The 24,976-nt window shown below is 60.6% G+C and carries 27 protein-coding genes and 2 pseudogenes; 9 read left to right on the top strand and 20 right to left on the bottom strand.

Annotation, left to right across the window (positions count from 1 at the left end; translation table 11 throughout):
• Positions 1–338: 338 nt before the first annotated feature.
• Positions 339–1,172, bottom strand: coding sequence for a dienelactone hydrolase family protein (locus PSV26_RS02065; protein ID WP_300567140.1), 834 nt, complete (start codon positions 1,170–1,172; stop codon positions 339–341).
• Between the two features lie 105 nt (positions 1,173–1,277).
• Between PSV26_RS02065 and PSV26_RS02060 the strand changes: the two genes are divergently transcribed.
• Complete coding sequence (locus PSV26_RS02060; protein ID WP_366945953.1) at positions 1,278–2,318, top strand: helix-turn-helix domain-containing protein; 1,041 nt, start codon at positions 1,278–1,280, stop codon at positions 2,316–2,318.
• 50 nt (positions 2,319–2,368) lie between these two features.
• On the opposite strand, the pseudogene PSV26_RS02055 reads toward PSV26_RS02060, so the two are convergent.
• The 3 genes and pseudogenes from PSV26_RS02055 to PSV26_RS02045 all read right to left on the bottom strand — a co-directional run.
• Positions 2,369–2,536: pseudogene (locus tag PSV26_RS02055) on the bottom strand (transposase); the annotation flags it as partial.
• A 33-nt stretch (positions 2,537–2,569) separates the two neighbouring features.
• On the bottom strand, positions 2,570–3,406 hold the full coding sequence (locus PSV26_RS02050; protein ID WP_300567135.1) for an isocitrate lyase/phosphoenolpyruvate mutase family protein: 837 nt from the start codon (positions 3,404–3,406) through the stop codon (positions 2,570–2,572).
• Between the two features lie 182 nt (positions 3,407–3,588).
• Positions 3,589–4,749, bottom strand: a complete 1,161-nt coding sequence (locus PSV26_RS02045; RefSeq protein WP_300567132.1) for an MFS transporter — start codon at positions 4,747–4,749, stop codon at positions 3,589–3,591.
• 225 nt (positions 4,750–4,974) lie between these two features.
• Between PSV26_RS02045 and PSV26_RS02040 the strand changes: the two genes are divergently transcribed.
• Positions 4,975–5,898 (top strand): LysR substrate-binding domain-containing protein, encoded by a 924-nt coding sequence (locus PSV26_RS02040; RefSeq protein WP_300567067.1) that lies wholly within the window; start codon positions 4,975–4,977, stop codon positions 5,896–5,898.
• Between the two features lie 112 nt (positions 5,899–6,010).
• Here PSV26_RS02040 and PSV26_RS02035 read toward each other — a convergent pair whose 3' ends face one another.
• The 6 genes from PSV26_RS02035 to PSV26_RS02010 all read right to left on the bottom strand — a co-directional run bounded on the left by PSV26_RS02035 (position 6,011) and on the right by PSV26_RS02010 (position 11,301).
• The gene (locus tag PSV26_RS02035) at positions 6,011–6,637 is read right to left on the bottom strand and encodes a 2-hydroxychromene-2-carboxylate isomerase (RefSeq protein ID WP_300567064.1); all 627 of its coding nucleotides are present in this window, start codon (positions 6,635–6,637) and stop codon (positions 6,011–6,013) included.
• Positions 6,638–6,651: 14 nt separating this feature from the next.
• Positions 6,652–7,533 carry a CmcJ/NvfI family oxidoreductase gene (locus tag PSV26_RS02030; protein WP_366945952.1) on the bottom strand — a complete coding sequence of 294 codons (882 nt, stop codon included), beginning with the start codon at positions 7,531–7,533 and terminating at the stop codon, positions 6,652–6,654.
• A gap of 182 nt (positions 7,534–7,715) precedes the next feature.
• Positions 7,716–8,516, bottom strand: a complete 801-nt coding sequence (locus PSV26_RS02025) for an alpha/beta fold hydrolase (protein WP_300567062.1) — start codon at positions 8,514–8,516, stop codon at positions 7,716–7,718.
• Between the two features lie 131 nt (positions 8,517–8,647).
• Positions 8,648–9,418 carry an MBL fold metallo-hydrolase gene (locus PSV26_RS02020; RefSeq protein WP_300567060.1) on the bottom strand — a complete coding sequence of 257 codons (771 nt, stop codon included), beginning with the start codon at positions 9,416–9,418 and terminating at the stop codon, positions 8,648–8,650.
• A 93-nt stretch (positions 9,419–9,511) separates the two neighbouring features.
• Positions 9,512–10,186 (bottom strand): TetR/AcrR family transcriptional regulator, encoded by a 675-nt coding sequence (locus PSV26_RS02015; protein ID WP_300567057.1) that lies wholly within the window; start codon positions 10,184–10,186, stop codon positions 9,512–9,514.
• A 257-nt stretch (positions 10,187–10,443) separates the two neighbouring features.
• The gene (locus PSV26_RS02010; RefSeq protein WP_300512213.1) at positions 10,444–11,301 is read right to left on the bottom strand and encodes a LysR substrate-binding domain-containing protein; all 858 of its coding nucleotides are present in this window, start codon (positions 11,299–11,301) and stop codon (positions 10,444–10,446) included.
• Between the two features lie 94 nt (positions 11,302–11,395).
• Between PSV26_RS02010 and PSV26_RS02005 the strand changes: the two genes are divergently transcribed.
• Positions 11,396–11,776 carry a tautomerase family protein gene (locus tag PSV26_RS02005; RefSeq protein ID WP_300512214.1) on the top strand — a complete coding sequence of 127 codons (381 nt, stop codon included), beginning with the start codon at positions 11,396–11,398 and terminating at the stop codon, positions 11,774–11,776.
• 356 nt (positions 11,777–12,132) lie between these two features.
• Here the strand turns inward: PSV26_RS02005 and glmS are convergent, their stop codons facing one another.
• A complete protein-coding gene (glmS, locus tag PSV26_RS02000) occupies positions 12,133–13,980 on the bottom strand; it encodes a glutamine--fructose-6-phosphate transaminase (isomerizing) (protein ID WP_300567054.1) in 1,848 nt (615 codons plus the stop codon).
• A gap of 146 nt (positions 13,981–14,126) precedes the next feature.
• On the opposite strand from glmS, the gene PSV26_RS01995 reads away from it, so the two are divergent.
• A complete protein-coding gene (locus PSV26_RS01995; RefSeq protein WP_300567051.1) occupies positions 14,127–14,609 on the top strand; it encodes an Lrp/AsnC family transcriptional regulator in 483 nt (160 codons plus the stop codon).
• Between the two features lie 122 nt (positions 14,610–14,731).
• On the opposite strand, the gene PSV26_RS01990 is transcribed toward PSV26_RS01995, so the two are convergent.
• The 3 genes from PSV26_RS01990 to glmU form a co-directional block, all read right to left on the bottom strand.
• A complete protein-coding gene (locus PSV26_RS01990) occupies positions 14,732–15,325 on the bottom strand; it encodes a hypothetical protein (protein WP_300567048.1) in 594 nt (197 codons plus the stop codon).
• A 17-nt stretch (positions 15,326–15,342) separates the two neighbouring features.
• Entirely contained in the window at positions 15,343–15,921 is a 579-nt protein-coding gene (locus PSV26_RS01985) for a hypothetical protein (protein WP_300567045.1), read from the bottom strand.
• A 127-nt stretch (positions 15,922–16,048) separates the two neighbouring features.
• On the bottom strand, positions 16,049–17,482 hold the full coding sequence (glmU, locus tag PSV26_RS01980) for a bifunctional UDP-N-acetylglucosamine diphosphorylase/glucosamine-1-phosphate N-acetyltransferase GlmU (protein ID WP_300567042.1): 1,434 nt from the start codon (positions 17,480–17,482) through the stop codon (positions 16,049–16,051).
• On the opposite strand from glmU, the gene PSV26_RS01975 reads away from it, so the two are divergent.
• The gene (locus tag PSV26_RS01975) at positions 17,481–18,398 is read left to right on the top strand and encodes a DUF6279 family lipoprotein (protein WP_300567039.1); all 918 of its coding nucleotides are present in this window, start codon (positions 17,481–17,483) and stop codon (positions 18,396–18,398) included. The genes glmU and PSV26_RS01975 overlap by 2 nt on opposite strands.
• Before the next feature lie 46 nt (positions 18,399–18,444).
• Here the strand turns inward: PSV26_RS01975 and PSV26_RS01970 are convergent, their stop codons facing one another.
• From PSV26_RS01970 to PSV26_RS01960, 3 genes are all read right to left on the bottom strand, one after another.
• Complete coding sequence (locus PSV26_RS01970) at positions 18,445–18,705, bottom strand: hypothetical protein (protein ID WP_300567037.1); 261 nt, start codon at positions 18,703–18,705, stop codon at positions 18,445–18,447.
• 35 nt (positions 18,706–18,740) lie between these two features.
• The gene (locus PSV26_RS01965; RefSeq protein WP_300567035.1) at positions 18,741–18,914 is read right to left on the bottom strand and encodes a hypothetical protein; all 174 of its coding nucleotides are present in this window, start codon (positions 18,912–18,914) and stop codon (positions 18,741–18,743) included.
• A gap of 146 nt (positions 18,915–19,060) precedes the next feature.
• Complete coding sequence (locus PSV26_RS01960; protein ID WP_300567032.1) at positions 19,061–19,822, bottom strand: Crp/Fnr family transcriptional regulator; 762 nt, start codon at positions 19,820–19,822, stop codon at positions 19,061–19,063.
• Positions 19,823–19,900: 78 nt separating this feature from the next.
• Here PSV26_RS01960 and PSV26_RS01955 point away from each other — a divergent pair, with 78 nt between their 5' ends.
• Both PSV26_RS01955 and PSV26_RS01950 read left to right on the top strand, forming a co-directional pair.
• Positions 19,901–20,305, top strand: a complete 405-nt coding sequence (locus PSV26_RS01955; protein WP_300567030.1) for a BLUF domain-containing protein — start codon at positions 19,901–19,903, stop codon at positions 20,303–20,305.
• A 60-nt stretch (positions 20,306–20,365) separates the two neighbouring features.
• The gene (locus PSV26_RS01950) at positions 20,366–20,779 is read left to right on the top strand and encodes a BLUF domain-containing protein (protein ID WP_300567027.1); all 414 of its coding nucleotides are present in this window, start codon (positions 20,366–20,368) and stop codon (positions 20,777–20,779) included.
• A gap of 168 nt (positions 20,780–20,947) precedes the next feature.
• Here the strand turns inward: PSV26_RS01950 and PSV26_RS01945 are convergent, their stop codons facing one another.
• Complete coding sequence (locus PSV26_RS01945) at positions 20,948–21,937, bottom strand: MBL fold metallo-hydrolase (protein WP_300567024.1); 990 nt, start codon at positions 21,935–21,937, stop codon at positions 20,948–20,950.
• Between the two features lie 118 nt (positions 21,938–22,055).
• The gene (locus PSV26_RS01940) at positions 22,056–22,652 is read right to left on the bottom strand and encodes a TetR/AcrR family transcriptional regulator (RefSeq protein WP_300567021.1); all 597 of its coding nucleotides are present in this window, start codon (positions 22,650–22,652) and stop codon (positions 22,056–22,058) included.
• Positions 22,653–22,692: 40 nt separating this feature from the next.
• On the opposite strand from PSV26_RS01940, the pseudogene PSV26_RS01935 reads away from it, so the two are divergent.
• Positions 22,693–22,959 (top strand): annotated as a pseudogene (locus tag PSV26_RS01935) (TfoX/Sxy family protein); the annotation flags it as partial.
• A gap of 17 nt (positions 22,960–22,976) precedes the next feature.
• Here the strand turns inward: PSV26_RS01935 and PSV26_RS01930 are convergent.
• Entirely contained in the window at positions 22,977–23,576 is a 600-nt protein-coding gene (locus tag PSV26_RS01930) for a DUF2917 domain-containing protein (RefSeq protein ID WP_300567019.1), read from the bottom strand.
• Positions 23,577–23,698: 122 nt separating this feature from the next.
• Here PSV26_RS01930 and PSV26_RS01925 point away from each other — a divergent pair, with 122 nt between their 5' ends.
• Positions 23,699–24,682, top strand: coding sequence for a LysR substrate-binding domain-containing protein (locus PSV26_RS01925; protein ID WP_300512230.1), 984 nt, complete (start codon positions 23,699–23,701; stop codon positions 24,680–24,682).
• The last annotated feature ends 294 nt before the right edge of the window (positions 24,683–24,976 follow it).

The following is a 24,976-nucleotide window of genomic DNA, read 5'->3' as shown; positions in this document are numbered from 1 at the left end:
GGCAGACGACGCGACGTGTGCCCACCGAACAATCTGTGCGAAGCGGACGCCAGGCCGTGATGGCGACACTCAACAGAGAGACGTTCAAGGACTTGCCTCCCAGTCAAATCGCGCCGCGCCTGGCTGACTAGCAAGTCAATTTGGCATCCGGGTCCACGATGTGCCGGATGCTGCGGCAGGAAGGTCCGTTAGCCCTTCGACGCTTAGGGCGCGCACCGCAAAAGCGCAGCAAGACATCAAGATTCAAATCGACACCAGATGAGATAGACCGAAAACCCGCGCCAATGCTTGCCATTCGGCTTGCCATGGCCAAATTAACCGGACAGTAGTGAGTGAGTTTAATGATTGAGGTCGCAGGTCTCGCTCGCAAGGCGCTGAACAAAGAACGACAGAATTTCGTCGCGAGCGGCGACGGTAGGCTGGCCCGCTTCATCGATTAAATGGACCGTCACAACGCTATGGGGTGTGGTGACGTGCTGTGCAAAAAATGCTGGGACATCGGAATTCGCAGCATTGTCGGGCAGCACGCGACCTTTAAACCGGTCGCCAAGAGCCTGAGAGTAGGCCTCAAAGCGCTGCGCGCGGCAGAACTTGTCACCTTCGAATCGGTAAGCCAACACCGTGAGATCCTCCCGTTCAAGCCGTTCACGAACGGCCGCGAGTTCTTCTGGTGCGATCTCCAAACCAGCCGGATCATTGAACGGCAGTGAAGGCTGGGACAATACCGCTGCCAGCATCGCGGGCTCAAGCATCATTGAAAGGGCGAAATTTCCTGTTAAACACATGCCAATGGCGCCGACGCCCGGACCGCCGCACTCTTGGTGCGCCAAACGCGCAAGAGCTCTGAGCCACTGTGTTACCGGGCTTGATTGATTGGCGGCAAATGCGCGAAACTCAGCACTCACGCAGACTTTCTGGAAGATTGCCGCGCCCTCTTCAGCACTCGGTATCGCACCGTCGCGCCCAAAGAGAGAAGGCATGTAGACGGTAAAACCGGCATCGCGCACCCACCGGCTGAAGCGGGCAACGTGTGGGCTGATACCAGGCAACTCCGGCATGACGATTACAGCCGGTCCCGAAGCACCATTTCCGCTGACATACACGATCTTGGAAATACCATTGAGGGTGATCTCGCGGCGGGTAAAGTCTTCAAGAGCATCGTCCTCTTTCATGCTGCGGATAGGAGTTCCACTGGCCGCGTCGGGAAATGCGCCTGTGGGAATTTTGACGAGTATGTTGGGCATGAAGGGCTCCGTGATGAGGAATGCTTGAATTAGATGCCCTCAGCGGCTAGACTTCCAGTGTCTAAAAAGACATATTTAGGGCTGTTTCAGACAATGACCGATTTCACGATAGTGGTGCTACCCGGGACTTTCGCGACCAGCGTGGCAGCCACGCTGGATATCTTGCGTGCTGCATCTGTCCTGGCGCCGCGCTTGAAGCTAGCCAGTCCAACTTGGCGCGTTGTATCGGCATCTGGCGGTACCGTGCCGTTGAGCGCTGGAATGCACTTGGAAACCAAAGCCTTGCCAAAGCGGCATCACCTCGACATGGCAACCTGGATCGTCCCGGGATTGGGAATTGACGATGCCGATGGCCTTGCAGCAGGGTTGGCGCGGGAAGATGCACTGCGCGTAATTCAGGCCGTTGCCGCGCATGCTGCCCGGGATGGGCGTGTTGCAGCTTCCTGTTCCGCAGTATTTTTACTCCAGGCCGCGGGTCTGTTGTCCGGGCGTCGGGTAACCACATCCTGGTGGCTGGCTACGGAACTGAGAAAGTTGGAGCCGAGTTGCATTGTTGACTCCGACAGAATGGTTTGCACCGACGGTCTTCTAAGCACGGCGGGCGCTGCATTTGCGCAAACTGATTTGATGCTCCACCTGTTACGGGTTCGGTTTGGCGTTGCGCTAGCTGAAGCGGTGGGACGCGTTCTACTGATCGATGGACGGCAAGCCCAAGCCCCTTTTATTGTGCCAACCATGCTTTCCAACGGGGATGAATTGATCACGCGCCTTGTAATGAGAATCGAATCGGCCTTGCCAAATCCACCAAGCGTTGAAACGCTGGCGCAAGAGTTCGCAATGTCGCAAAGAACGCTCTCAAGGCGGGTGCGTGAAGCAACGGGCAAAAGTACGATGGCGTTAGTGCATTGTGTTCGAATGAACAGGGCTCGGATGCTCATCGAATCCAGCAAGATGACGATCGAAGCAGTAGCTGAACAGGTGGGTTATGGCGGTGCCACAGCACTCAGGCGCCTTATGCGGAAGGTGGCGGGAGCCAACCCAAGTCACTATAGGGCGTCAGGTTTGGCGTCATGACTGCGGCGCGCGGCAAGCTACTTGCCGCCTGATTTTGAGCAACTGGCTGTTCAAAAGGTTACCTTCCAGTTACGCAGTGGCATTGTCCATTTTTTGCTGATGTTGGCCAAGGCCAGGTAGAACCGCTTGAGCAAGGCATCGTCACTGGGAAACGAGCCCCGGTTCTTTGTGATCTTGCGCAAGCGCATGTTCCCAGACTCTATGGCGTTGGTCGTGTAGCATTGCCTGCATCACATCAAAGCGCCCGGTGTTCATTTCACTTGCGTAGTCTGTGAAAACAGCTCATTAAGTGCTCCTCCGCTCGCCGCCGTACGCGCGTACGTTGCCGTACCGTGATGGCGAAGTTCGGTCGCTGCCCGGAGGAACTCGCCGAACACGGCCCGTGCGAGCGACCCGCCCACGCTTATGCGTCGAACGCCCAGGCCTGCAAGTTCATTCACGCTAAGCACGATGCCCGGAAACCCGACAAGTACGTTCAATGGCCGATCGACTTCTCGCACGACGGTCGCAATGTCTTCCTGACTGGTCAGGCCCGGTGCGTACAAGACATCCGCACCGGCCTCCTGGTACGCCTGTAGCCGGCCGATGGTGTCGGCAAGATCAGACCGACCAATGAAGTAGTTCTCCGCTCTGGCCGTCAAAGTAAATGGAAACTGCAGCGAACGTGCCGCTTCCGCCGCAGCACGAATGCGCTCCGCCGCAAACTCGCGAGCATAGAGTGGATCGCCGGATCGCCCTGTGGTGTCCTCGATCGACCCCCCCACCACACCCGCTTCGGCGGCAAGCCGGATCGTCTGCGCCACATATTTAGGTGCATCGCCGAATCCGTTCTCAAGATCAGCGCTGACCGGCAGGCTGGTGGCCGCGGCGATCTCCGAGAGATGCGCCAAGAGCGGCTCGCGCGGCATCGAGTTGTCAGGCCTCCCACGTGAGAACGAGAAACCCGCGCTAGTCGTCGCCAAGGCCTGGAAGCCAAGCAATTCCAGCACCCTCGCAGTTCCCACATCCCATGGGTTCGGAATGACAAACCCGTCGGCCGCCGTATGGAGCGCGCGGAAGACTTTTGCCTTGTCAAGTTGGGACAGCAACGGGGAATCCATTGACAAGCCTTTTCAAAAAATTGCCGGTCGGCATTAGCCGCAGAATGACAGAACCATCACCCAGGAAGCGACGATCCCGGGCGCGAGCCATGCATGCAAAACTGCGACGCAAAGCGGCACTGCCAGCAAAGCCGGAATCCAGACTCTCCGGCTCGGGCTCGGACGGGTTTTCATGTATGTGCCTTGAGTGTCGATTGGCGGAGAATCTCACGATCGTCGATTGGGAGATGCAGTGCGGCCGCCAGCACGCCAAGAGCCATTGCGCCTAACCAAATAATGTCATAAGACTTGGTTGCTTCAAAAACGTATCCGCCCAACCACACTCCGAGAAACGATCCCAACTGATGGCCGCAGAAGACGAATCCGAACAGCGTGGTGAGGTAGCGCACACCAAAGACTTGCGCCATCAGTCCGTTCGTTAGAGGTACGGTACCCAGCCAGACAAAGCCCAGTACGGCGGCGAACATGTAGACACTAAGGGGATTGAGTGGCACGATAACGAACAGCGCCATGGCGCATGTCCGCACCAGATAAATGCCCGCCAACAGGTACTTCCTGCTGTACCGTGCCCCCAACAAACCAAAGCAGTAAGTCCCAAAGATGTTGGTCAAGGCAATTATTGCCAGTGCAGTTATCGCATCGTCAGGCCGCATCCCCTTGTCCAAAAGATAGGCGGGCAAATGGGTGGCAACGAACGCCAAATGAAAGCCGCAGGCTAGAAATCCCAGGTTCAGCAACCAGAAGCCGGGATGATTGAACGCCTCCCGAATTGCTGCCGACATAGGTATGTCGGCAGCTCTCATCGACCCGGTCTGCTGCTGATCCTTCAACGGCAGCGCGAGCGGCAACACAAGCGCCATTGCCACCGCCAACAGGGCAATCGCTCCACTCCAACCCCATGCACCCATGAGGCCATATGCAGTTGGAACCATGGCGAACTGCCCGAGTCCGCCAATTGCGCCCGCCAATCCGAGCGCCCAACTCCGCCGTTCAGGTGCCACCAGTCGGCTGAGAGCACCATACACAGCGCCGAACGAGGTGCCGGACAAGGCAATGCCGATGCAAACGCCGGCGCTCCAGTTGAAGGCGCTCGGCGTGGAGGCTTGCGACATGAGGAACAAACCCATGGCATAAAAGACTAGTCCGCCCGCGATCACCTTGGCAGAGCCAAAACGGTCAGCGACCATGCCGGTAAACGGTTGAGCGATGCCCCAGGTCAGGTTCTGGACGGCCATCGCTAACCCGAAAGTCTCGCGCGACCAACCCCGATCCAGCGTGATGGGTAGAAGAAAAAGACCTTGCACGTGGCGCACGCCCAGCGCCAATCCCATCACGATGCCGCCGGCCAACACTGGGGCCCATGCCTGTTGCCACCAGGTAAAGGGCACGACCTTGGACGCGATCAACTTGGTCGAACGAAAATATGCGGACGAGTTAATTGTCATGATTCCCTGTTGGGCATTGCATCAGCCTCAGCGCTGATTGATGCCCCCATTGCAGCATTTAGTCGCTTGTGCTTCAATTAATCTTTTCTTCGTATCGCATGCGCCATGGGAATGCCAATTGATCTTGTTCGCCTATCCTCTTTGGATTTGATCCGAGGTTTCGTTGCTGTCGGACGCCGCATGAGCATCACGCTGGCATCACAGGACCTGTGCCTCACGCAGTCGGCAGTCAGCAGGCAGATTAATGCACTTGAAGAACAACTCGGCGTCAAACTGCTGGTTCGCGGCTACCGTTCCATCACGTTCACAGCCGAGGGCGAACGACTGTTCCGCAGCGCAGATGGCGTAGTCCAGCAATTGCAGGAAGTCCTGGGCGAGATCAGTACGAAAGGGGTACTGCGTCCCGTGATGCTGAGCGCGAGCATCGGCGTCACCGGCCTTTGGCTCCTGCCGCGATTGAGCCGATTTCAGAAACTTCATCCCGGCGTAGACCTTCGTGTTTCAGCGAACAACCGTGTCGCCGACCTTCGCCATGACGGCATCGACCTGGCCATCCGCTACACCACGCCTTCGGCGGCACCTGAGGGTGCAACCCGGCTGTTCGGAGAATCCATTGTTCCCGTCGCCCATCCGTCTTTGGGTCTCAAGTCTCTACGCTCAGCGCAAGCGCTGTCTAATCTGAACTTGTTGGAGTTCGACGATCCGCAGCATCCCTGGCTCCAGTGGAGTGACTGGCTCGGCGCGAGGGGATGGACAGATGCAAAACCTCAGGGCGTCCTGCATTTCAACCAATACGATCAAGTGATCCAGGCGGCCTTGGCCCGCCAGGGCATCGCGCTGGGAAGGCTTGAACTTATCGGGCCACTGCTCGACCAACATCGATTGGTCATAGTCGCGCCACCCAAGCACAAGACCAAGACGACACACGCGTATTGGCTGATTCAAGCGGACGCGCATCCACGCGAGGACGTGCGCCGCGTGGCGGCCTGGATTGAGTCCGAAGTGCAAGCCTCACGACCACGGATGCAGGAATGATCTCCGCACCTCTGCATGGAAAACAGCAGGATCACGGCGATACCGCAGAGGATAGCGGGAGATCAGGCGATTCGGACGCCACTACCAGCGCGCTGCCCCGCGGCGGTCGGTTTCATAACCGCTTGCTCAGGCACAGAGCCAGCGCATCGTCCAGGCGATCATTGCCCCAGAACATCTCGTCGCCCACGAAGAACATAGGCGCACCAAAGATTCCTTTGGCCCCAGCGATCTCCGTCTGCTCGCGAAGCTTCAGTTTGATGACATCAGACCGTGCCTCTTCGAGGATCTGTTGGGCGGGAAGACCGAGCTGGTCCAGAACCTTTGCCACCACTTCCGGTGCATCTATGTCGCGATCCTCGGAAAAATTGAGTGACATGATGCGCCGACAGTAGGCGCCCATCCAGTCCTGTTCGGCAGCAAGAGTTGCCACCCGCAGGGGGAGCAGTGCGGTTCGAGGAAATGTGCTTGGCTGGGTCCAGGGTAGGCCGGCCTTCTTGCACTGACGGACCATGTCTTTCCACACATACTCGCCTTTGGCCTTTTGCAGTACGAAGGGAGAGGTTTCCCAGCCGAACGACCGAAATATGGGTCCCAGCAAGAACGGCCTCCACCGGACAGGTATGTTGAACGAGGACGCAGCTTCTTCGATGCGCATCACGCTCAGATAGCTGTAGTTGCTGCCGAATTCAAACCAGAAATCGATAGCAGATGGAACCGCGGTTGTTGTGGGGTTGCTCATGGCTTTCAGTCCGTTCATTCGTAGACGACCAGACACCGCAGCTCGACGCTCTCCCGTAGCGGGGCATCTGGGGGCGCGTCGGGATGGTCGAATGCTGCGTGTGGGACGAACCGGGCGACACCGCTAATTTGCGAGTCATACTGCTTGAACACCAGCGCCTCATGGCGATCCATCTCCGAATAGTAGGACCAGCGATGCAGGGGTGAATGCACAGCCTGGTAAATTTCTCCGGTGCGGCGCGGATAACGCACTTCGCTTCTCACCAGGTCGGAGATCACCAGCGTGCGGGCATCGCAGACGGCAAGCGGCGTGTCGAGCACCGGCCCTTTGATCGACCGCCAGACATTGACTATGGCGTAACGTTTAACTTGTGACGCGGCTCTGGAATCGGTCAGCACCAGGTCAAGCCGCTTGCGGCCCGAAGCCTCGGTGTAGTCGTTATGAATACGGCCATTGGCCGCCGCCCGTCCATCGGCGCCGCGACGACCGAAAGAGAGCGCCGCACGGTCGGGCTCACGCCGTCGAACCAAGTGATCAAAGACGTATGCGTGCTGCGCACCGGTCACGGCCAGTGCGAGTTCGGAGGCTTCGCGGTAGTAGATCGTGCGGACCGCATCCTCGTCGAGAAAGTCTTTGACGATTGTAGGTGCGTCCCACAATTCAAACCCTTCGCGATCAATAGACGAACTGTGCGCAGCGCTGCGCGCGTCAGCGATGGGTATCCGCTGAAGCTCATACTCGGAATTCTCCCAAGGTATTCCCGGCGGCGGTTCGTAGGCATAGCTACACGGTACCTCCGACGTGGGTTTCAGGTAACTCAAAGCCGCAAGAACCGTAGAGGGGCTTTGAGGCATTGCTGGACTAGGATGCAAGGGTGTCGTGGCGGAAGTGTTCATCATGGCTCCATTAGGACGAGCTGCCGGACAGATTCAAAGCGGAATTTCGCCTCTCCAGTCCAACTTCTCTGCCGCAGATTGAATCCTGAACACCCTGGAGCTTCAACCGCTTTATCGGTCGCATCACATGCATACGGAGAATGCGGAGGCTCGTATTTGAGGTAACTCCACGATGTACCAGGTTAGCCAATGGCTTCCTTGTAGAAGTGAAGCATCCTAGAAGCTACAGCTTCGGGAAGCTCGGCGGGTAACCAATGGCCGCTATCCGTAAAGCGTTCTACTTTTTTGGTTCCGAAGCGATCCGCATAGTGACCCTGGATGTAGGGGTCATGCTCGGCCCAAAGGACGATAGAGTGCTTGGTGGCTAGAATCTTTTGCAGCTTCTCCTCCCAGCCGGTGAAGTTTCGTGGGTTTGCAGCTCGGTACCAGCGCAACATCATTTTTTTCACCGATGGCGTGATCAGGTCGTAGGTACGATTGATCTGGTCACGCGAGAGCTTGCGCGATGCCCGCTTGAGCTCGCGCGTGAAGCCGCTGCGGCTGGTAAGTGCCTGGACAATTTCACCGATGACCGGCGTCCTCCAAAGTCGGCCGAACAGGTGCCAACGGTAGTCCGCGTGGAAAACCGTGTTCATCACGACGACGCTTTTTACCTTTTCGGGGTGCTTCACGACCCACGCGAGACCGAACGGGCCACCGATATCGTGAACGACCAGATTCAGTGGTTCGGAAATCCCAAGCGCGGTAACGAAACGGTCCACAAAAGCTGCCATCCCGTCGAGAGAATAGTCAAAATCCCCGGGCGCGGTGGACAAGCCGAAGCCGGGCAAGTCCGGCGCAATACAGCGCACGTGCCCAGCGAGCGCAGGAATCACGGCACTCCATACCTCTGAGGAGTCGGGGTTCCCGTGGAGGAGCAGGGTGGGGGCGCCTTGTCCTTGATCGATATAGTGGATGACCGAGCGGTCGACATTGATTTTCATGGTTTTGAAGTCCTTGATGGTAAGTTTCAGTATTTCGTACTGCCGCCTTGGTCAGTTGGCTTGCGGCTTCCGGTGGCAGCATGTATGAAGGCGTTCTTCGCCTTCCTCCGACAGCGCAAGAATTGGTCGGATTAGATGGTGAAAGCCTCCCCATCCTCAGGAACGTGCAAGCAATGGGCCATGCCATGCTCGGCGGCAAATGCGCGCAACTCTGTGCGCTTCAGTAGGGCATGGTTGACTGCTTCCATGTGAGTGGCTACCAGCGTTGCATTTGGAGCGGCCAGGTGCACCGAAAGCACATCGTCCTTGTTCATGATGATGGGACCGTGACCGAGAAATTGCGCGTCACCGCTGTTTAGGATCACCACGTCAGGCAGGTACTTGACTAGGTTCGATTGCACGAAGTCATTCCAGACTGTGTCTCCAGCCAGGTAGACAGTCTTTTCATCGGGATGCTTGAAGATGACGCCAGACACCTCGCCAAGTAGGGCGCCGATCGCAGCGACAGCTACATCAGAGCCATGTTGACCTTGGGTCTTGGTCAGCGCAATGCCTTCGAAGCTCGAACCTTCACCGAGTATGCGAACGTCATTGAAGCCAGCGGATTGGACAATCTCAGCATCTGACGCGTCCTGAACAAAAACGGGCAGCGTCTTGGGGATCAGGGCCTGTGCGGCATGGTCCCAGTGATCCGGATGGGTATGCGTCACGATGACGGCATCAACCGCAAGAATGTCTGCCATCGGCGTCACAAGCTCAACCGTCGGATTCCTGAGATGGTTGTTTGGGGTGCCTGGGAATCCCGGGTAGGTGTCTTTTGGCGCCAACATCGGGTCCACGAGGAATCTCTTGCCTGCGTACTCAACAATGAGTGTGGCGCTGCGAATTTGTGTGATCTTCATTTGTCTTGGCTCCGGTTGTCTGTAGGTCTTGCATAGTTAAGGACTAATCGGTCCATAATGGGTAAAAAAAACGAGGTCTTGTTGGGTGGCCCCTCAGTCGAGAACTGCCAGCAGTGCTGTTAGTCGGGCTTCAATATCGGCTACTTCGCATCCAGCTCGAACCATGACTTGAAGGCCTGGAAACGCGACGACGAAAAGTCTTGCCAGATCGAGCGCCGGCATCGACGAGGCGATGGAGCCATCTCTCTGTCCTCGCTCAATTGTTTTTGCAAAAGCCTTCTCCATCCCCAAAAAATCTTCGCGAACACGGATTGCAACCCCAACGTCAGTGGGTGCCATCTCAACCGCTTGATTGATGGTCATGCATCCCTCGCCATTGCACGTCCATGCGTCGGAGATGGCCATGTGAAAGAACTTTTCGATTGCGGCCCGAGCGGGGTCGTCGCTCAGCATCTTGAACATGTCCTTCGCTCGGCCTCGCCGATAGTCGTCGAACGCCGCCAAAAACAGATCTCGCTTGCTGTTGAACGTGGCATACAGGCTGCTCTTGCTCAATCCGGTGGCATGAAGGAGATCAGCCATCGATGTCGCTTCATACCCCTTGCGCCAAAAAACTCGCATGGCTTGGCCGAGAACGGCCTGTGTATCGAATTCTTGTGGACGTGACATGTTGCGAATTATGGACCAATTGGTCCTGAATTGCAATACCCGGTGGATGGTGACTGAGATTGCAGTGGCCGGCAGGCTGAAATGGGGCATATGGGTCATGCGGCGGCCCGATTCCAGAGCGCTGAAACTTTCCACTTCCGCTGGTCCGCAATGACTACCAGCATGAATGCACCCATGTCTTCGGCTGCAAGCCTCAATGTCATCCCTTACGCATTCCGGGCGAACTGCACACCCCTGCCGGTATCAACTTGGCATTTTTGTAAAAAAAGCGCTGACAGGCGTTGACCACAACTGTGAAAGTCGCTTTTAGACTGCGACCCTCAACGCGCCGAAAGTAGCCGCGCTGGGAGCGTTTGCTAGCCTCGCACCGCGCTCCTGAAGGCTGCCGAAAGCGCGGTAAGCGCATCGCGCGGCCGGCCGTCCTTGACCCTTGAGTGAAGAAGAACTGGCAAGCGCGGTAAATCGGGAAGCCCGAGCTTGGGGCCTACGTCAGTTGCGCCAAATGGCAGCATGCGTGGAGCCAATGCAGCAACGCCAAGCCCGGCCATGACGGCAGCAGCAACCGCTGCAACGCCGCCACCGACGAAAATTTCTGTCCAGGGCATGCCAGCCGCATCAAGAAGCTGCCCGGCCATTGCACGCACGCCGCAGGGCTCGGCCATCGTTGCAAGTGGCAGAGGCTCACCCGCGCGATGCTGCCAGCTTGGCGCCGCGAACCAGGCGAATTTTTCTTCGGTAAGGATTTCCCCGTCGCTCCGCCCTGCATGCAGGCGCACGATCACAGTGTCGAGTTCCCGCCTGTCGAAGCTTTGAAGCAGATCGCCCGACGATCCGATCCGGATTTCGATCAATAGCTGCGGGTCTTGTGCGTTCATGCGCGCGATTAACGCGGGAAGCTCCGGCCCTGCCACATGGTCGCTGATGCCGATGGTGAGGCGCTGCCGGGCTCCGGCAAATGCGGCGAGCGCGCGATCGTGTACCTCCAAAAGTTCGCGGGCGTGTTCCAGGAAGGCTGCGCCCCGGGCCGAAAGTTCCACGTAACGAGGCGTCCGCTCGACGAGCCGCCAGCCGAGCCTCTTTTCGAGCCGCTTCAGCTTCAGGCTGACCGCGGCCTGCGTCGTCCGCATGGCTTCAGCCGCGCGAGTGAAACTGCCCAGCTCGGCGATGCGGACGAAAGCCTGGACGGCATCCAAGTCAAGGGGGCGTTCTATCATTTCAAATGATTATCATTGATATTCACTTTAATGGCTTTTCAATATGATCGTAGCTATCTAAAGTTCAGCCATCACCGAATTAAAAGGATCCAGGATGCCGCTGCTTCACATCTCACTGCGCGCCGGAAAGCCGGAAGCCTATCGACAGGAGATCTTCGACAGCCTGTACTGCGCGATGCGCGAAACGTTCAACGTGCCCGAAGACGACCAGTTCATGACCATCACGGAGCATGACGCTGCAAACTTCCGCTACAGCGCGTCTTATCTCGGCGTCGCCCGGAGCGACGATCTCGTGTTTATCCAAATCACCGCGAACAACACCCGCAACGCGGAACAAAAAAAAGCGCTGTTCCTGCGGATCGCGGAACTGCTCGGAGAAAGGCCCGGCATCCGGCCGGAGGACGTGTTCGTGAGCCTTGTTGAAGTTGCGAAAGAAAATTGGTCTCTCGGCCACGGCCTCGCGCAATACGCTTGAGGCAAACGACAGCTACCCCCCGTGCTCTACCGCGAACGTGTGGACTTGAGCATTTTTAACGGATCATTAAACCTACTGCACTCGCTGCCATTCTTCTGCCTCTCACCTTGGCGAGAGCGCCATGTTTACGACTTTAGAAATCAGTCTCGAATATCCAACAGCCCGCAAACCCGCACCAATGCTGGAGCCGTGTTTACGACTTTAATTGCGCGGAATAAGTGCGCTTACGCGCACCGTGCCTGTCATTCGACAGTCACGCTCTTTGCGAGATTGCGGGGTTTGTGGTGATCACATCACATCGCTGCGCGATAGGAGTGCTCCCCCAAACCGCGACGCGTGCACAAGCACGCTGACCGTCATTCGACGGTCACTGACTTCGCCAGGTTTCGCGGCTTGTCCACATCCGTGCCGCGGGCCAGGGCTGTGTGATACGCCAGCAGCTGCAGCGGCACCACATGCAGCAAGGGGCTGAGGGCGCCGTAATGTTCGGGCATGCGGATCACGTGGATGCCTTCGCCGCTTTCTATCCGGGAGTCGGCGTCGGCCAGCACGTAGAGCACGCCGCCGCGCGCGCGCACTTCCTGCATGTTGCTTTTGAGTTTTTCGAGCAGGCTGTCGTTGGGGGCAACGGTGACCACCGGCATGGCGCTGGTCACCAGGGCCAGAGGACCGTGTTTGAGCTCACCGGCCGGGTAGGCCTCGGCATGGATGTAGCTGATTTCCTTGAGCTTGAGCGCGCCTTCGAGTGCAATCGGGTAGTGCAGACCGCGACCCAGAAACAGCGCGTTTTCCATCTTTGCAAAGTCTTCGGCCCAGCTGATGACCTGCGGCTCCAGCGCCAGCACCGCTTGCAGGGCAGCCGGCAGATGGCGCATGGCCTTGAGGTGGCCCTCTTCCTCCTGCTCGCTCAGCCGGCCCTTGCTTTGGGCCAGTGCCAGTGTCAGCAAAAACAGGCCTGCCAGCTGTGCCGTGAAAGCCTTGGTGGACGCCACGCCGATTTCAACGCCGGCGCGGGTGATGTAGGCCAGCTTGCACTCACGCACCATGGCGCTGGTGGCGACATTGCAGATGGTCAGCGTCTGCGTCATGCCCAGCGATTGCGCATGGCGCAAGGCCGCCAGCGTGTCGGCGGTTTCGCCGCTCTGCGTGATGGTGACCACCAGCGTCCTGGGGTTGGGGACCGAGGTGCGGTAACGGTACTCGCTGGCCACCTCGACCTGCGTGGGTATGCCGGCGAGGGATTCGAGCCAGTACTTGGCCGTGCAGCCGCTGTAATAGCTGGTGCCGCAGGCCAGGATGAGCACCGAGTCGATATCCTTGAACACGCGGTAAGCATCGTCGCCAAAGAGTTCGGGAACGATGCCTTCAACGCCTTCCAGCGTGTCGGCAATGGCACGCGGTTGCTCGAAAATTTCTTTCTGCATGTAGTGCCGGTAAGGTCCGAGCTCGGCCGCGCCGCTGTGCGCCTGCACGGTTTTGACTTCGCGCTGGACGGCCTTGTGGTCGCGGTCGATGACCCAGTACTTGCCGAGCTGGATATCGACCAGGTCGCCTTCTTCCAGATAGAGGATCTGGTCGGTCACGCCGGCCAGGGCCATCGCGTCGCTGGCCAGAAAGGTTTCGCTGCCGTCCTTGCCGACACCCAGGATCAGCGGCGAGCCCGAACGGGCGCCCACCACGCGGTGCGGTTCGTCCTTGCAGAAAGCGGCAATCGCGTAGGCGCCATGCAGGCGCGCGGTGGTGGCCTGCAGGGCCTCGAACAGGTCCCCGTCGTAGAGGCTGTCCATCAGGTGCACGATCACTTCGGTGTCGGTCTGGCTGGAAAACACATACCCCTTGGCCTGCAGCTCTGCGCGCAGCTCGTCGTGGTTTTCGATGATGCCGTTGTGCACCAGCGCCACCCGACCCGGCTTGTGCGCAACGTCCCCGGCGCCCTGGCTGAAGTGGGGGTGGGCGTTGTGCACCGCGGGAGCGCCGTGGGTGGCCCAGCGGGTATGGGCAATGCCGGTGCCGCTTTCGAGCTTGTCGGTACTCACCTGCTCCATCAGTTCGGCCACGCGGGATGTGCTGCGCGCCCGCTTCAGGCCGTCGGCATAAACCGCCACGCCGCAGGAGTCATAACCCCGGTACTCGAGCCGCTGCAAACCCTGCACGAGGATGGGAACAATATTTCTGGTCGAAACCGACGCCACAATGCCGCACATAAACCGCTCCTGAAAGAAACAATAGGCGGATGCTAGGCGTTTTCAATTTTCTTTTATCGTCAATTTTCTATATATTGTGGAATTAAATTCCATAGAATTTGTATTATGGAATAATATTCCGTATCTATAAGATAAATGGAATAAAGATGAAATTTTCCATCGACGCAATTGACATCAAACTGCTTGAAGCTTTGCAGGACGATGCCTCGCAAAGCAACCAGGCCCTGGCAGCGCGCACCCACATCTCGCCGCCCACCTGCCTGCGACGCGTCAAGCGGCTGCGAGACGCTGGCCTGATCGAACGCGATATCGCCATCCTCCACGCCGACAAGCTGGCCGAGACACTGGGCCACGGCCTGACGGCGCTGGTGGAAATCACCCTGGACCGGCAGGGGGCCGAGCAGCAGGAAGCGTTTGAAGCCCGGGTGGTGCCCGACGGCGCCGTCCAGCAGTGTTACCGGGTCTCGCCGGGTCCGGACTTCGTCCTGGTGGTGCATGTGCGCGACATGCCGGCCTACCTGGCACTGGCGCAGCGGCTGTTCACCAGCGACGTGAACGTGCGCAATGTGAAGGCCTTTTTCAGTCTGAAACGCTCGAAGTTTGAGCCAAAACTGCTTCTGTCCCCCTAGACGCGGGCGCGGGCAGCTACTTTATTGATAGCGAGCCGACATCCTTCCACCTCGGGCTCCGCTGTCCGGTGAAACCCATCACCGTGGCGAAGGGTCGCTCGCATACCCTGCCTTTGCGCCGCCTATTTGCGCAATGCCGGCGATTCCCCGAGCGCCTTGATCAGCTTGGTCAGGGCATCGTTGGACGCTCGCACCGCGGCCAGGGAAAAATTGCTCTTGAACTCCCCGAACGTCGCTGTGCCTTCGCCGCTTACGCGTATTGTCTCCACCGGTTTGCCACTGACATCGACGATGGCGCAAACCAGTTTGACGGTAAATTGGGTTGGAGGCCAGGTAAATGCGCTGTCGGAGTACGAACTTGTGGTGATCTCAGGCGTGATCAGCAAAACAATGCCATCGGCCTGAAGAGCTGCTGCATCCTTGGGGTTCTGCACCTTGCTCACGCTGGTGAAGGCTTCGGACAGGGCTTTGTAAAACCCGGGCTCCATGTCGCGGTACGGGAAGTAGCGCACCTTGTCGCCGCCGCCACCGGGCGTCGTCACCTCCACCGACCGCAGCGCATCGGGCATGTGGTAACCCACCTTCTTGCCGATGGGCACAACACCGACCGGCGCGGCAACCACAGCAAGATCAGGATTCATCGTGATCGGGTGTGCACAGCCGAACAGAAACACACAGGCCATCACCGGAAAAACAAGTCTCAACAAGCGGTTCATGATTGATCTCTCCACGCCTAGTTACGAATGGCTTTGACAAAATCCGGATCGGTCACCAGCGCGGACACCAGCGCCTGGACCATCAGCGGATAGTTGTTCGCAGCCAGGGGAATGGCCACCGCCCCGGCAAAGGAGCTTTCCCATTTGCGTTCTGCCCGCTTGACCTTGTCAAACAGCACCCTGCCATTGGCCTTCACCAGAAAGCGCGCCTCGATCTGCCCGGAGTTGATGCTCACGTTGCCTGCGTCGATGTTGTTTCTGAGCAGGGTTCCGCTGATTTCAATGCCTGACTGCGGGTTGTAGATCTTTGCCAGCTCCAGTTCCTGCCGCAGGGCCGCGGCAATATAGTCGCCGTAGTTCTTGCCCACCGGAGAAACCATGGTGTTGGCCCGCAGCGCCATGGAAGTGCCCCCCGGAAGGCCCGGCGCCACGTCGATGACACCCGTTTTCACGGCCGTGTTACCGCCAGTTTTCTTGAGCACTTCGACGTTGTCGATGGACGGTGCGTAATTGGGCGCCGGCCCGGCACACCCGGCAAGAATGGCGGACACGGCAATACCGGCGCACAAGGCTGCGCGTCTGACTGTTTGAAACATGAGAAACCCTCCGTATTGTTTTTTTGGATCTGTCGCTGCCAGTTGCTGTCAGCACCGTTACGAATAGTAACGCCCAAAATCCACTACAACGAAGGCCCGAGCGCCCCCTGTCGCTTGCAGGCAACTCCTAGCGGGAGACTTTCGCGGGCCGATGCCAGTTGGCTATGTTGACCTGCTTGCCGCGCGCCACGCTCAGCGCGCCAGGCGGCGTGTCCTTGGTGATCGTCGAGCCGCCGCCGACGGTGCCGCCTGCGCCTATCGTCACCGGGGCCACCAGCACGCAATTGCTGCCGATGTGCACATCGGCTTCGATCACGGTGCGGTGCTTGTTGGCGCCGTCGTAGTTGGCGGTGATGCTGCCTGCGCCGTAGTTGACGCGTTCCCCCACCGTGGCGTCACCGAGGTAGGCCAGGTGGTTGGCCTTGGCGCCTTGGGCCAGGGTGGAATTTTTCACTTCGACAAAATTGCCGATGTGCACCTCGGCACCCAGCTGCGCGCCGGGGCGCAGGCGGGCAAAGGGGCCAACCAGCGCTCCCTCGCCCACCTGCACGCCGAGTTTTTCGCCGTCGATGTGCGTGAACGGGTGGATCACCGCCCCGGCAGCGATGATGGCGTTGGCAATGCAGCAGTTGGCACCTATGCGCACGCCTTGGCCCAGCGACACCTCGCCGTCGAACACACAATTGACATCAATCTCCACATCCTGTCCGCAGGAAAGCGTGCCGCGCACATCAAAACGCGCCGGGTCGGCAAGCCGCACGCCCTGCTCCATCAGGGCCGTGGCCTGGCGCAACTGGTAAACACGCTCGAGTTCGGCCAGTTGCACCGGACTGTTGACGCCGGCCACTTGGGCGGCATCGGTGATCTGGTGCGCGACCACGGCCACGCCATCGGCGACGGCAAACTTCACGATGTCGGTCAGGTAATACTCGTTCTGGGCGTTCTTGTTGTCCAGCCGGGCCAGCCAGCTGCGCAGCAGGCGCGTGGGCACGGCCATGATGCCGCTGTAGATTTCGTGGATGTCGCGCTGGGCCTGCGTCGCATCCTTGTGCTCGACGATGGCGCGCACCTGGGCGGAGGGTTCCACGCCGGCGCGGACGATGCGCCCGTAACCCGTCGGGTCGGCCATGCTGAGCGTGAGCAGGGCCAGGCGCTGGCCGTCGCACTGTTCGAGCAGGGCCTGCAGGGTGGCCGCCTGCGTCAGGGGCACATCGCCCGACAGCACCAGCGTGACGCCGTCGTCCGCCAGCAGCGGCAAGGCCTGCTGCACCGCGTGGCCGGTGCCCAGCTGGGGCTCCTGGCGCGCAAAACGCAGTTGGGGCACCGGATTGCCGGCAGTCACGGCCTGCGCCATGCTGTTGCAGGCAGACTCCACTTCGGGGGCCCCGTGGCCGGTGATGACCACCGCCTGCCGGGCCGATAACCGCGCGGCGCAGTCGATCACATGCGCCAGCAAGGCACGGCCGCCCAATCGGTGCAACACTTTGGGTAATGTGCTTTTCATCCGCGTGCCTTTGCCCGCGGCCATGATGACAACATCAACTGGAACTGGAATGGCCATGAAGTTTCCTGTGAATGAGGGGTCTCGAAGGTGGCGTCCGGCCGGGCCGGAACTCAAACGCACCCTGCAGATTATCGGTGTGCTGCTGCTGGGCGGGACACTGCTGGCCTGCAGTGCGGTGAAACTTGCCTACAACCAGGCGAGCGAGCTGGCGTACTGGCAGCTCAACAGCTATTTCGAATTCGACGATACGCAAAAGCCGCTGATCCGGGAAGAGCTGGCCCGCCTGCACCAATGGCACCGGCAAACCCAGCTGCCGGCCTATGTCGAAACACTGGAAAAATGGAAGACCTGGCTGCCCGCCGAGATCGACGAGGCGCGCGCCTGCGGCATCTTTGAGGAGGTCAAGACCCGGCTGCAGGTTATTTCGGACCGCGCCGTGCCCGCCATGGGTAGCGTGGTGGGCACGCTGGGGCCGGATCAGCTGGACGCCCTGAAGCGGAAATTCTCGAAACTCAACGCGGAGTACCGCGACGACTTTCTCGACGGAAGTCCCGACGAGCTGATCAACCGGCGGCTGAAAAAGGCGGTCAGCCGCGCCGAGATGCTTTACGGCACGCTGGAGGACAGGCAGCAGGCGGTTTTGCGCAGCCGGATCACGCAGTCGGTGTTCGACGCCCGGCTTTCGCTGGCAGAATACCAGCGCCGCCAGCGGGACGCCTTGCAGAGCCTGGGACCGCTGATCGCCGGCCGCGCCAGCTCCGAGCAAGCCAGGCCGCTCATGCGGGCCTACATCGACCGTGCCGTCAACTCGCCCGACCCCACCTTCCGAAACTACCAGGACCGGCTGACACGCGACAGCTGCAAAACCTTTGCGGCCCTGCACAACAGCACCACGGCAACGCAACGCGCCAAGGCAGTGCAAACCCTGGAGGGTTACGCGCAGGACTTCGGAATCCTGGTCGCACGGCGCTGAGGGCCAAGCCCCTGCGGCGCCAGGCGCGGCTGCGCCCGCTTGCCCTTTACTGGCCCGGGGACCTGGAATGTGACAGGCCTGCCTGCTCAGCCTGCTTGAGCGCCTCGGCTTCAGCGGCGTCCGCAGGTCGGGCCGCCTGTGCATCGGCCGCCACGTCGGCGCCCTCCAGATAGGTCTGGATGCTTTTCTGGTAATCACAGGTGCCTTCGTAGCTGCCTTCGCCGATGGGCGGCGTCTGCTGCTGGCCCGGCGACGCTGGCGTTGCGGAGGTGTCGGGCCGGGGCTGGGAGGATTTTTCGCTGGTCATGGGAAAGCCTCATGGGTTGATTCGGGCGGCGGCAGTCAGCGCTGGAAAGGGCTGCTGCCGACGGCGAACGCAGAAAAAGATTCGCCGGCCTGCAGGGGGCGATCGGGCTGGAATTCGCCCGAACCACTGCTTTGCTGCTGTTGCCGGTTGGCGGGGTACCGCGGCTGCTGCTGCAGAGGGCGCGGCGGGGAAACGCTTTGACTGTTCATGAAAAACTCCTGCGGCGAGGCGTTCCTGTGCCAGGGCGACACAGCAACGACACCTCGGGGTCCAGCGTAAAAAGCCAGGCGGACCGGACCTGTCATCAAGCCCAGCCCCTTGCTGTCAGACCCGGCCTACAGCGGGCCTGTAGCGCCTAGAGCATGGGCACTTTGCGCATCGGCAGATCGTAATAATCGGCAATCCGGTGCAGGGCCTTGGGATTGCGCAGGGACAGACGCCCGTCCTTGAGCTCATGCAGCCCCAGCTGCTTCAGGCGCCGCAGGGTCTTGTTGGTGTGCACCAGCGACAGCCCCAGCGCATCGGCGATGTGCTGCTGGTTGACGGGAAAGGCCATGGACCCGTCCTGCACCAGACCCAGCCGCTCGGCCCGCCGGTAAAGATGGATCAGCAGCATCGCAACCCGCTCTGTGGCATTGCGCCGGCCCGTTGTCAGCATGCCTTCATCGACCATGCTTTCTTCGCGTGCCGACAGCCAGGTCACGTCATAGCCCAGGCTGGGAAACTGCCGGAACAGGTCCCACAGGCCGTCCCGCAGAAAAACGCACAGGGCCGCGTCCGTCAGCGCCTCCACGCCATGCGAGGCCCCGTCGGCAAACTCCTGCTGCAGGCCGATGAAGTCGCCGGGCAACAGGAAGTTGAGGATCTGCCGCCGCCCGTCACTCAGGGTTTTGTAGCGGAAAGCCCAGCCGGCATACAGGGTGAACAGCTTGCCGTTGGGGTTCTGCTCCGAAATGATGGCGCTGCCGGCCGGGGCCAGGGCCGCACCGCTGCGGAAGGACTCGATGAACGCCAGCTCCTGCGGCGATACCGGCTGGAAGGCCTGGGTGGCGCGCAGCCGGCAATCGGCGCAGTGGCGGGGGCAGGGGCTGGCGCCTGACAGGGGGATGAAGTTCACCGAAAAATTTTAATACTGAAACCCTGTGTCTTTTGACATTGTGGTGTTGTGGACCGCTGGCTACAGTACAGGCCACCCATGAATGAAGCATCCGAACTACACGAAGTCCTGTACCTCAGCACACTCGCCCCCGGCGCGCCTCTCAAGGTCGTAGCCGACATCGCCGCCAGGGCACGCAAGGCCAACCAGGCCGCAGGCATCACGGGGCTGCTGGTGTTTGACGGCATGCAGTTTTGCCAGCACATCGAGGGGCCCTGCAAGGCGGTGCTGGCACTGACCGAGCGCATCCGTCAGGATCCGCGGCATGTCGATGTCGACATCCTGTACCACGGCCCTCTCGCGCAGCGCCGCTTCAGGCATTTTGGTCTCGGCTACACCGCCAACGAGGAGGCCGACGCTCTGGCCCGGCTGCGGGAAGTCGGCGCAGAAGCGGCACTGACACGGTTTCTGGCGTTGGTATCGACACTGGATCAGGACGGCTGAACCCTCCGGCGGCCATGCAGATGGTCACAGTCACTGCAGACCGCTATATTGCATGCATCCATGCATCACCTTGATCCCACCGCCGGGCTGCACGAAATCATCTACGTCAGCACCCTCGCCCCCGACGCGCCCACCAGCGTCGTGGCGGACATTGTCGGAAAAGCACGCCTGCACAACCCCTGGATGGGTATCACCGGCCTGCTCATCTTTGACGGCATGCGTTTTTGCGAGCAGATGGAAGGCAGCCAGAAAGATGTGCTGGCGCAACTCGAGCGCATCCGGCAGGATACGCGTCACTTCAACCTTCGGGTCGTGCACCAGGGGCCACTGGCCGTCCGCAGGTTCCGGCGTTTCAGCATGGGTTACACCACGCTCGATGATGACGATGCACTGGGCCGGCTGGAAGCATTGACCGGCCAGGAAGCCATCACCGCCTTCCTGGCACTGCTTTCCACCCTTGACCTGGACGCCTGACACTGCCGCCTGAATGTGGAATCAGGCTTGCAGCGCGGCCCACATTTCCTGGTCGCGTGCGGCCGTCCAGATGCGCGGCGAGCCCTTTTTCGACCTGCGAGGGGCCCCGCTTGCGGGGATCGAAGCGAAAAAGGGTGAGGTGAAATCCGCGCTGGCCGCGCTTTGAGATCAGGCTTGCAGCGCAGCCCACATTTCCTGGTCACGCTCGGCCGTCCAGATGCGCGGATTCTTGATCCCGCTGGCTTCGTCATAAGCCCGGCTCACGTCAAACGGCAGGCAGTGTTCGTAAATGAAGACCTGGCCAAAAATCGGGTCCATGCTTTTGCGCGTGTGAAGCATCGCGCTTTTCAGGTCCATTTTGGCGGCGGCGGCTTCCTTGCCGCAACGAAACAGGGTTTCGACCCACTGCCTGGTGTAGTCGATGGCCTTGTTCACCTCGGCAGCACCTTTCATCGCCTCGCCGCGGCCCGGCACGATGGCCTCGGCCCCGAGCGCGCGCAGCGCTTCCAGCGTGGCGGGCCACTCTTCGAGCTGGGCATCACCGGTGTAAACGCCGGCGTTGTACTCCACCAGGTCGCCAGAAAAAAGCACTTTTTCTTCAGCCACCCAGGCAATCGTGTCGCCACGCGTGTGGCCCGGGCCCGGGTGCCAAACCTGCACCTTCACGCCGCCCAGGTCGATCACCAGCTTGCCGGGCACTTCGCCCTTGACCGGGTTGCCGCCGGCGATCACCATGGTCGGCCAGGTCAGGCCGGGCACGCTTTCGGCGTTGCGGAACAGGCGCGGGAAACGCTCCATCTCGCTTTGCATGTCCTGGGCACCGCGCTCCACGATCAGCTCGTAAGTGCCCTGGCTGGCAATCACCTCCGTGGCGCCTTCAGCGAGATAGGCGCTGGCGCCCAGCACACGCACCGCGTGGTAGTGGGTGAGCAGCACGTACTTGATGGGCTTGTCGCTGACCGCGCGTATGCGTGCGATCAGGTCCTGCGCCATGGCTGGTGTGGCCGTCGCATCGCTGACCATGATGAACTTGTCGCCGATGATCACGCCGGAATTCGGGTCGCCCTCGGCGGTGTAGGCCCAGCAATGCGCACTGAGCTGCTCGAAGGTGATTTTTTTGTCCGTGAGGTCGGACTGCGAAGCAAAGGCTTTGGACATGGGTGAAGTCTCCGTGGGGATGGCCGACAGGCATCGGCCGTGCATCTGGTGTGGCTCTAATTTTACTATACGTAACCAATTACGAATAGTAAAACACCTGGAACGTCCAGGACCTGCCTCAGGCCAGGCCGTGCTCGAGCATGGCCACCACCTCCTGGGCGTAGTCACGGTAAGTCATGGGCCCGTCGGGCCGCATCCAGGTGAAGGTCCAGTTGATCATGCCGAACAGCATCATGGTGACTGCGGTCTGGTTGGCGGGCGTGATGCGCTGCGGGTAAGCGCGTTTGAGAAAACGTGTCATGGCCGAGACCACGTCGCGTTGCCGGTCCAGGATCAGTTCGCGCTGCACGTCCCCGAGAAACTTGGTGTCGCCCAGCAAGGCGCTGTGGCGTGTGGCGGAGGTCTCGTACTGGTCCAGGAAGTTGCGGATCAGCTCATGCAGGGCAGCGCGATCGTCCAGGTTCTTGCGCTGGGCGCTGGCCTCGGTCTGGCCGATGATGGCCAGCAGGTGCTGGGTGTAGCGGTCCAGCAGGTCAAACAGGATGGCTTCCTTGCTGCCGTAGTAGTGGTACAGCCGGGCCTTGGAGGTGCCGCAGGCTGCGGCGATGTCGTTCATGCTGGCGGCCATGTAGCTGCGCTGCGCAAAACACTGGGCGGCCACGTCGAGGATGGCTTCGCGCTGGAGCTCGTGGGTGGCGGATTTGGGACGGGCCATGCGCTATTGTGAAGCACGCAGGTCGCGCTAAAGTAGCCCCATGGCCGCCGACCTGTCCTTTGCCCACTACTGCTGCGAGCTGCTTGCCAGCGTCGGGCCGTGCACGGCACGCCGCATGTTCGGCGGCTTCGGCATCAGCACCGGGGGACTCAACATCGCGTTGCTGGCCGATCTCGGCCGGGGAGACACCCTCTGGCTCAAGGCGGGCGAGGAAACCCGCGGCCTGTTTGAAGCCGCGGGCTGTGTGCCTTTTGTCTACGAGGCCAAAGGCAAGGCCATGAAGCTGAACTACTACAGCGCCCCCGCAGACGCGATGGAGTCGCCTCAGCTGATGGCGCAGTGGGCCCGGCTCTCGCTGGAATGTGCCTTGAAAGCACGCGCAGCCAAGGTGGTGCGGGCGCGACCAGCTACCAAATCAATAGCAAAACGTGGAACCACTGCGAGCAAGGTCGCCGTCAAGGCCCCGGCCAGCCCGCCCAGCAGACGGCCGGATGCGGTGGCGGCCAGGCCGGCAGCCAGCCGCAAATCACGCAGCGGCTGAAGCACGCCGGCGCGCCACTGCGGGTTGCGCGCAAGCGCCGTGGTCCGCCGTGCGGTGAGGGCCAGCCCGGCGCTGGCCGGCAGCGGGTCCCAGCTGAAATAGGCCGCCGCACCCTGCGCCGCATTCCACGACTCCATCACCAGTGCCTGGCCGGGCAATAGCTGGAGGCTGTCTCCCGCGCCCAGGAAGTGGTCGCCGCCACGCACGGCATCATCGCCCCGCGCATGGTCGAAAGTGATCCACACCCGTCCGTGCGCGATACGCAACACGCCCGGCTGGCTGGGCCTCAGCGTCAGTGCACGACTGTCGCCGAGCTTCCAGCAGCCCGACACCTTTTCCGTGCCGACGACTGATTGCAGCTCATGGTGGTGAAGATGGTTCATGCTGTTCTCCTGAAGACAAATGTCGTTGATGGGAATGAATGATCGCGTCCCGGCCCTTGGCAGTCCAATGAAATCGCGCTACGCTATTCATTCCCGAAACGCATCAATCACCGGAACCCCCCGTGCAGCATTCAAAAACCCATCTGCGCACCCGCCCGATCTCGGCCGGCCAGTTGCGCGCCTTCGAGGCCGTCGCCCGGCACCTGAACTTTCGCGCCGCCTCCGAAGAACTCGCCCTGACCCAGTCGGCCGTGAGCCGGCAGATCCAGGCGCTGGAAGAAGAAGTCGGCCTGAGCCTGTTTCACCGCCACACGCGGTCGGTGGAGCTCACGGGCGCCGGCGGCGTGCTGCTGCGTGCCGTCTCGCCATCGCTCGAACGGATCGACGGCGCGGTGCGGCAGATCCGCCAGAGCGCCGGCCGCAAAAGCGTCTCGCTCACCACCTTCGCATCGTTCGCCTCGATGTGGCTGATCCCGCGGCTTGAGGCCTTTCAGCACGACAACCCCGACATGGACATCCGCATTGATGCGTCCGACGTCGCCATTGAGCTGGACACCTCGGACCTGGACATGGCCATGCGTTATGGTCCAGCGGCCACCATGCCGGCCGGGGCTATACGGCTGTTCGGCGAACAGCTGACACCGGTGGCCAGCCCCTGGCTGCTCAAAAGCAGCCCGCGCCTGAAAAAACCCGAGGACCTGGTGCACTTCGCGCTGATCGAGGCCGGCGATTCACATTCCACCCACATGGAATGGCTGACCTGGCGGCGCTGGCTCGAAGTCCACGGCACCCCCAAGCTGGAGGGCAAGCGCTGGCTCTACTTCAACTATGCCTACCAGATGGTGCAGGCCGCCCTGACCGGCCAGGGCATCGTGCTGGCGCGTCTGCCGCTGATCGCCGAAAGCCTGGCTTCAGGCGACCTGATCGAGCCCCTGCCGCAGATGCGGCTGGAATCGCCGATGGCCTACTGGCTGATCGTCGGCGCGCGCAGCGCCGTCCGCCCCGAGGTCAAGGCTTTCTGCGACTGGCTGATGGCCCAGAGTGCCCTGACCCGCCAGGCGATAGGCGACGTGCCGGACCCGGACACGGTGGACGACATCGACTGATCTCCGGCGTCACGCTGCGGTGTGCCCAGGAGGACCTTTGGCGGGAGCAGACCCGGTTGTCTCCGTCGTTTGTGGGGTGCCCACGAGCCGGGTCTCGCCCCGGCGGGCGACTTACTTTTCTTTGCTTCGCCAAAGAAACCTAAGGAAAAGAAAGGCGACCCGATGGTCTGGGACCCTTCGCTTCGCTACGGGCAACCTGCGGTGCTCGCCGAAATCGGGGTCGAGTTCGAACTCGCTACGCTCAGACAATCGCTCGCCCTGATCCGCTTTCGGCTGTGCTCCTCGGCCCAGCCC

This window comes from Polaromonas sp. (assembly GCF_029945685.1).
In the GTDB taxonomy this organism is placed as follows: domain Bacteria; phylum Pseudomonadota; class Gammaproteobacteria; order Burkholderiales; family Burkholderiaceae_C; genus Polaromonas.
This window is presented reverse-complemented; position numbering and strand designations above follow the sequence as displayed.

Excerpts from the sequence above, each read along its gene's own strand:
- PSV26_RS02065 (WP_300567140.1), bottom strand. The coding sequence starts at position 1,172 with ATGAAAGAGGACGATGCTCTTGAAGACTTTACCCGCCGCGAGATCACC.
- PSV26_RS02060 (WP_366945953.1), top strand. The coding sequence starts at position 1,278 with ATGCCCTCAGCGGCTAGACTTCCAGTGTCTAAAAAGACATATTTAGGG.
- PSV26_RS02045 (WP_300567132.1), bottom strand. The coding sequence starts at position 4,749 with ATGGGATTGGCGCTGGGCGTGCGCCACGTGCAAGGTCTTTTTCTTCTA.
- PSV26_RS02040 (WP_300567067.1), top strand. The coding sequence starts at position 4,975 with ATGCCAATTGATCTTGTTCGCCTATCCTCTTTGGATTTGATCCGAGGT.
- PSV26_RS02035 (WP_300567064.1), bottom strand. The coding sequence starts at position 6,637 with ATGAGCAACCCCACAACAACCGCGGTTCCATCTGCTATCGATTTCTGG.
- PSV26_RS02030 (WP_366945952.1), bottom strand. The coding sequence starts at position 7,533 with ATGAACACTTCCGCCACGACACCCTTGCATCCTAGTCCAGCAATGCCT.
- PSV26_RS02025 (WP_300567062.1), bottom strand. The coding sequence starts at position 8,516 with ATGAAAATCAATGTCGACCGCTCGGTCATCCACTATATCGATCAAGGA.
- PSV26_RS02020 (WP_300567060.1), bottom strand. The coding sequence starts at position 9,418 with ATGAAGATCACACAAATTCGCAGCGCCACACTCATTGTTGAGTACGCA.
- PSV26_RS02015 (WP_300567057.1), bottom strand. The coding sequence starts at position 10,186 with ATGACCCATATGCCCCATTTCAGCCTGCCGGCCACTGCAATCTCAGTC.
- PSV26_RS02010 (WP_300512213.1), bottom strand. The coding sequence starts at position 11,301 with ATGATAGAACGCCCCCTTGACTTGGATGCCGTCCAGGCTTTCGTCCGC.
- PSV26_RS02005 (WP_300512214.1), top strand. The coding sequence starts at position 11,396 with ATGCCGCTGCTTCACATCTCACTGCGCGCCGGAAAGCCGGAAGCCTAT.
- glmS (WP_300567054.1), bottom strand. The coding sequence starts at position 13,980 with ATGTGCGGCATTGTGGCGTCGGTTTCGACCAGAAATATTGTTCCCATC.
- PSV26_RS01995 (WP_300567051.1), top strand. The coding sequence starts at position 14,127 with ATGAAATTTTCCATCGACGCAATTGACATCAAACTGCTTGAAGCTTTG.
- PSV26_RS01990 (WP_300567048.1), bottom strand. The coding sequence starts at position 15,325 with ATGAACCGCTTGTTGAGACTTGTTTTTCCGGTGATGGCCTGTGTGTTT.
- PSV26_RS01985 (WP_300567045.1), bottom strand. The coding sequence starts at position 15,921 with ATGTTTCAAACAGTCAGACGCGCAGCCTTGTGCGCCGGTATTGCCGTG.
- PSV26_RS01975 (WP_300567039.1), top strand. The coding sequence starts at position 17,481 with ATGAAGTTTCCTGTGAATGAGGGGTCTCGAAGGTGGCGTCCGGCCGGG.
- glmU (WP_300567042.1), bottom strand. The coding sequence starts at position 17,482 with ATGGCCATTCCAGTTCCAGTTGATGTTGTCATCATGGCCGCGGGCAAA.
- PSV26_RS01970 (WP_300567037.1), bottom strand. The coding sequence starts at position 18,705 with ATGACCAGCGAAAAATCCTCCCAGCCCCGGCCCGACACCTCCGCAACG.
- PSV26_RS01965 (WP_300567035.1), bottom strand. The coding sequence starts at position 18,914 with ATGAACAGTCAAAGCGTTTCCCCGCCGCGCCCTCTGCAGCAGCAGCCG.
- PSV26_RS01955 (WP_300567030.1), top strand. The coding sequence starts at position 19,901 with ATGAATGAAGCATCCGAACTACACGAAGTCCTGTACCTCAGCACACTC.
- PSV26_RS01950 (WP_300567027.1), top strand. The coding sequence starts at position 20,366 with ATGCATCACCTTGATCCCACCGCCGGGCTGCACGAAATCATCTACGTC.
- PSV26_RS01945 (WP_300567024.1), bottom strand. The coding sequence starts at position 21,937 with ATGTCCAAAGCCTTTGCTTCGCAGTCCGACCTCACGGACAAAAAAATC.
- PSV26_RS01940 (WP_300567021.1), bottom strand. The coding sequence starts at position 22,652 with ATGGCCCGTCCCAAATCCGCCACCCACGAGCTCCAGCGCGAAGCCATC.
- PSV26_RS01930 (WP_300567019.1), bottom strand. The coding sequence starts at position 23,576 with ATGAACCATCTTCACCACCATGAGCTGCAATCAGTCGTCGGCACGGAA.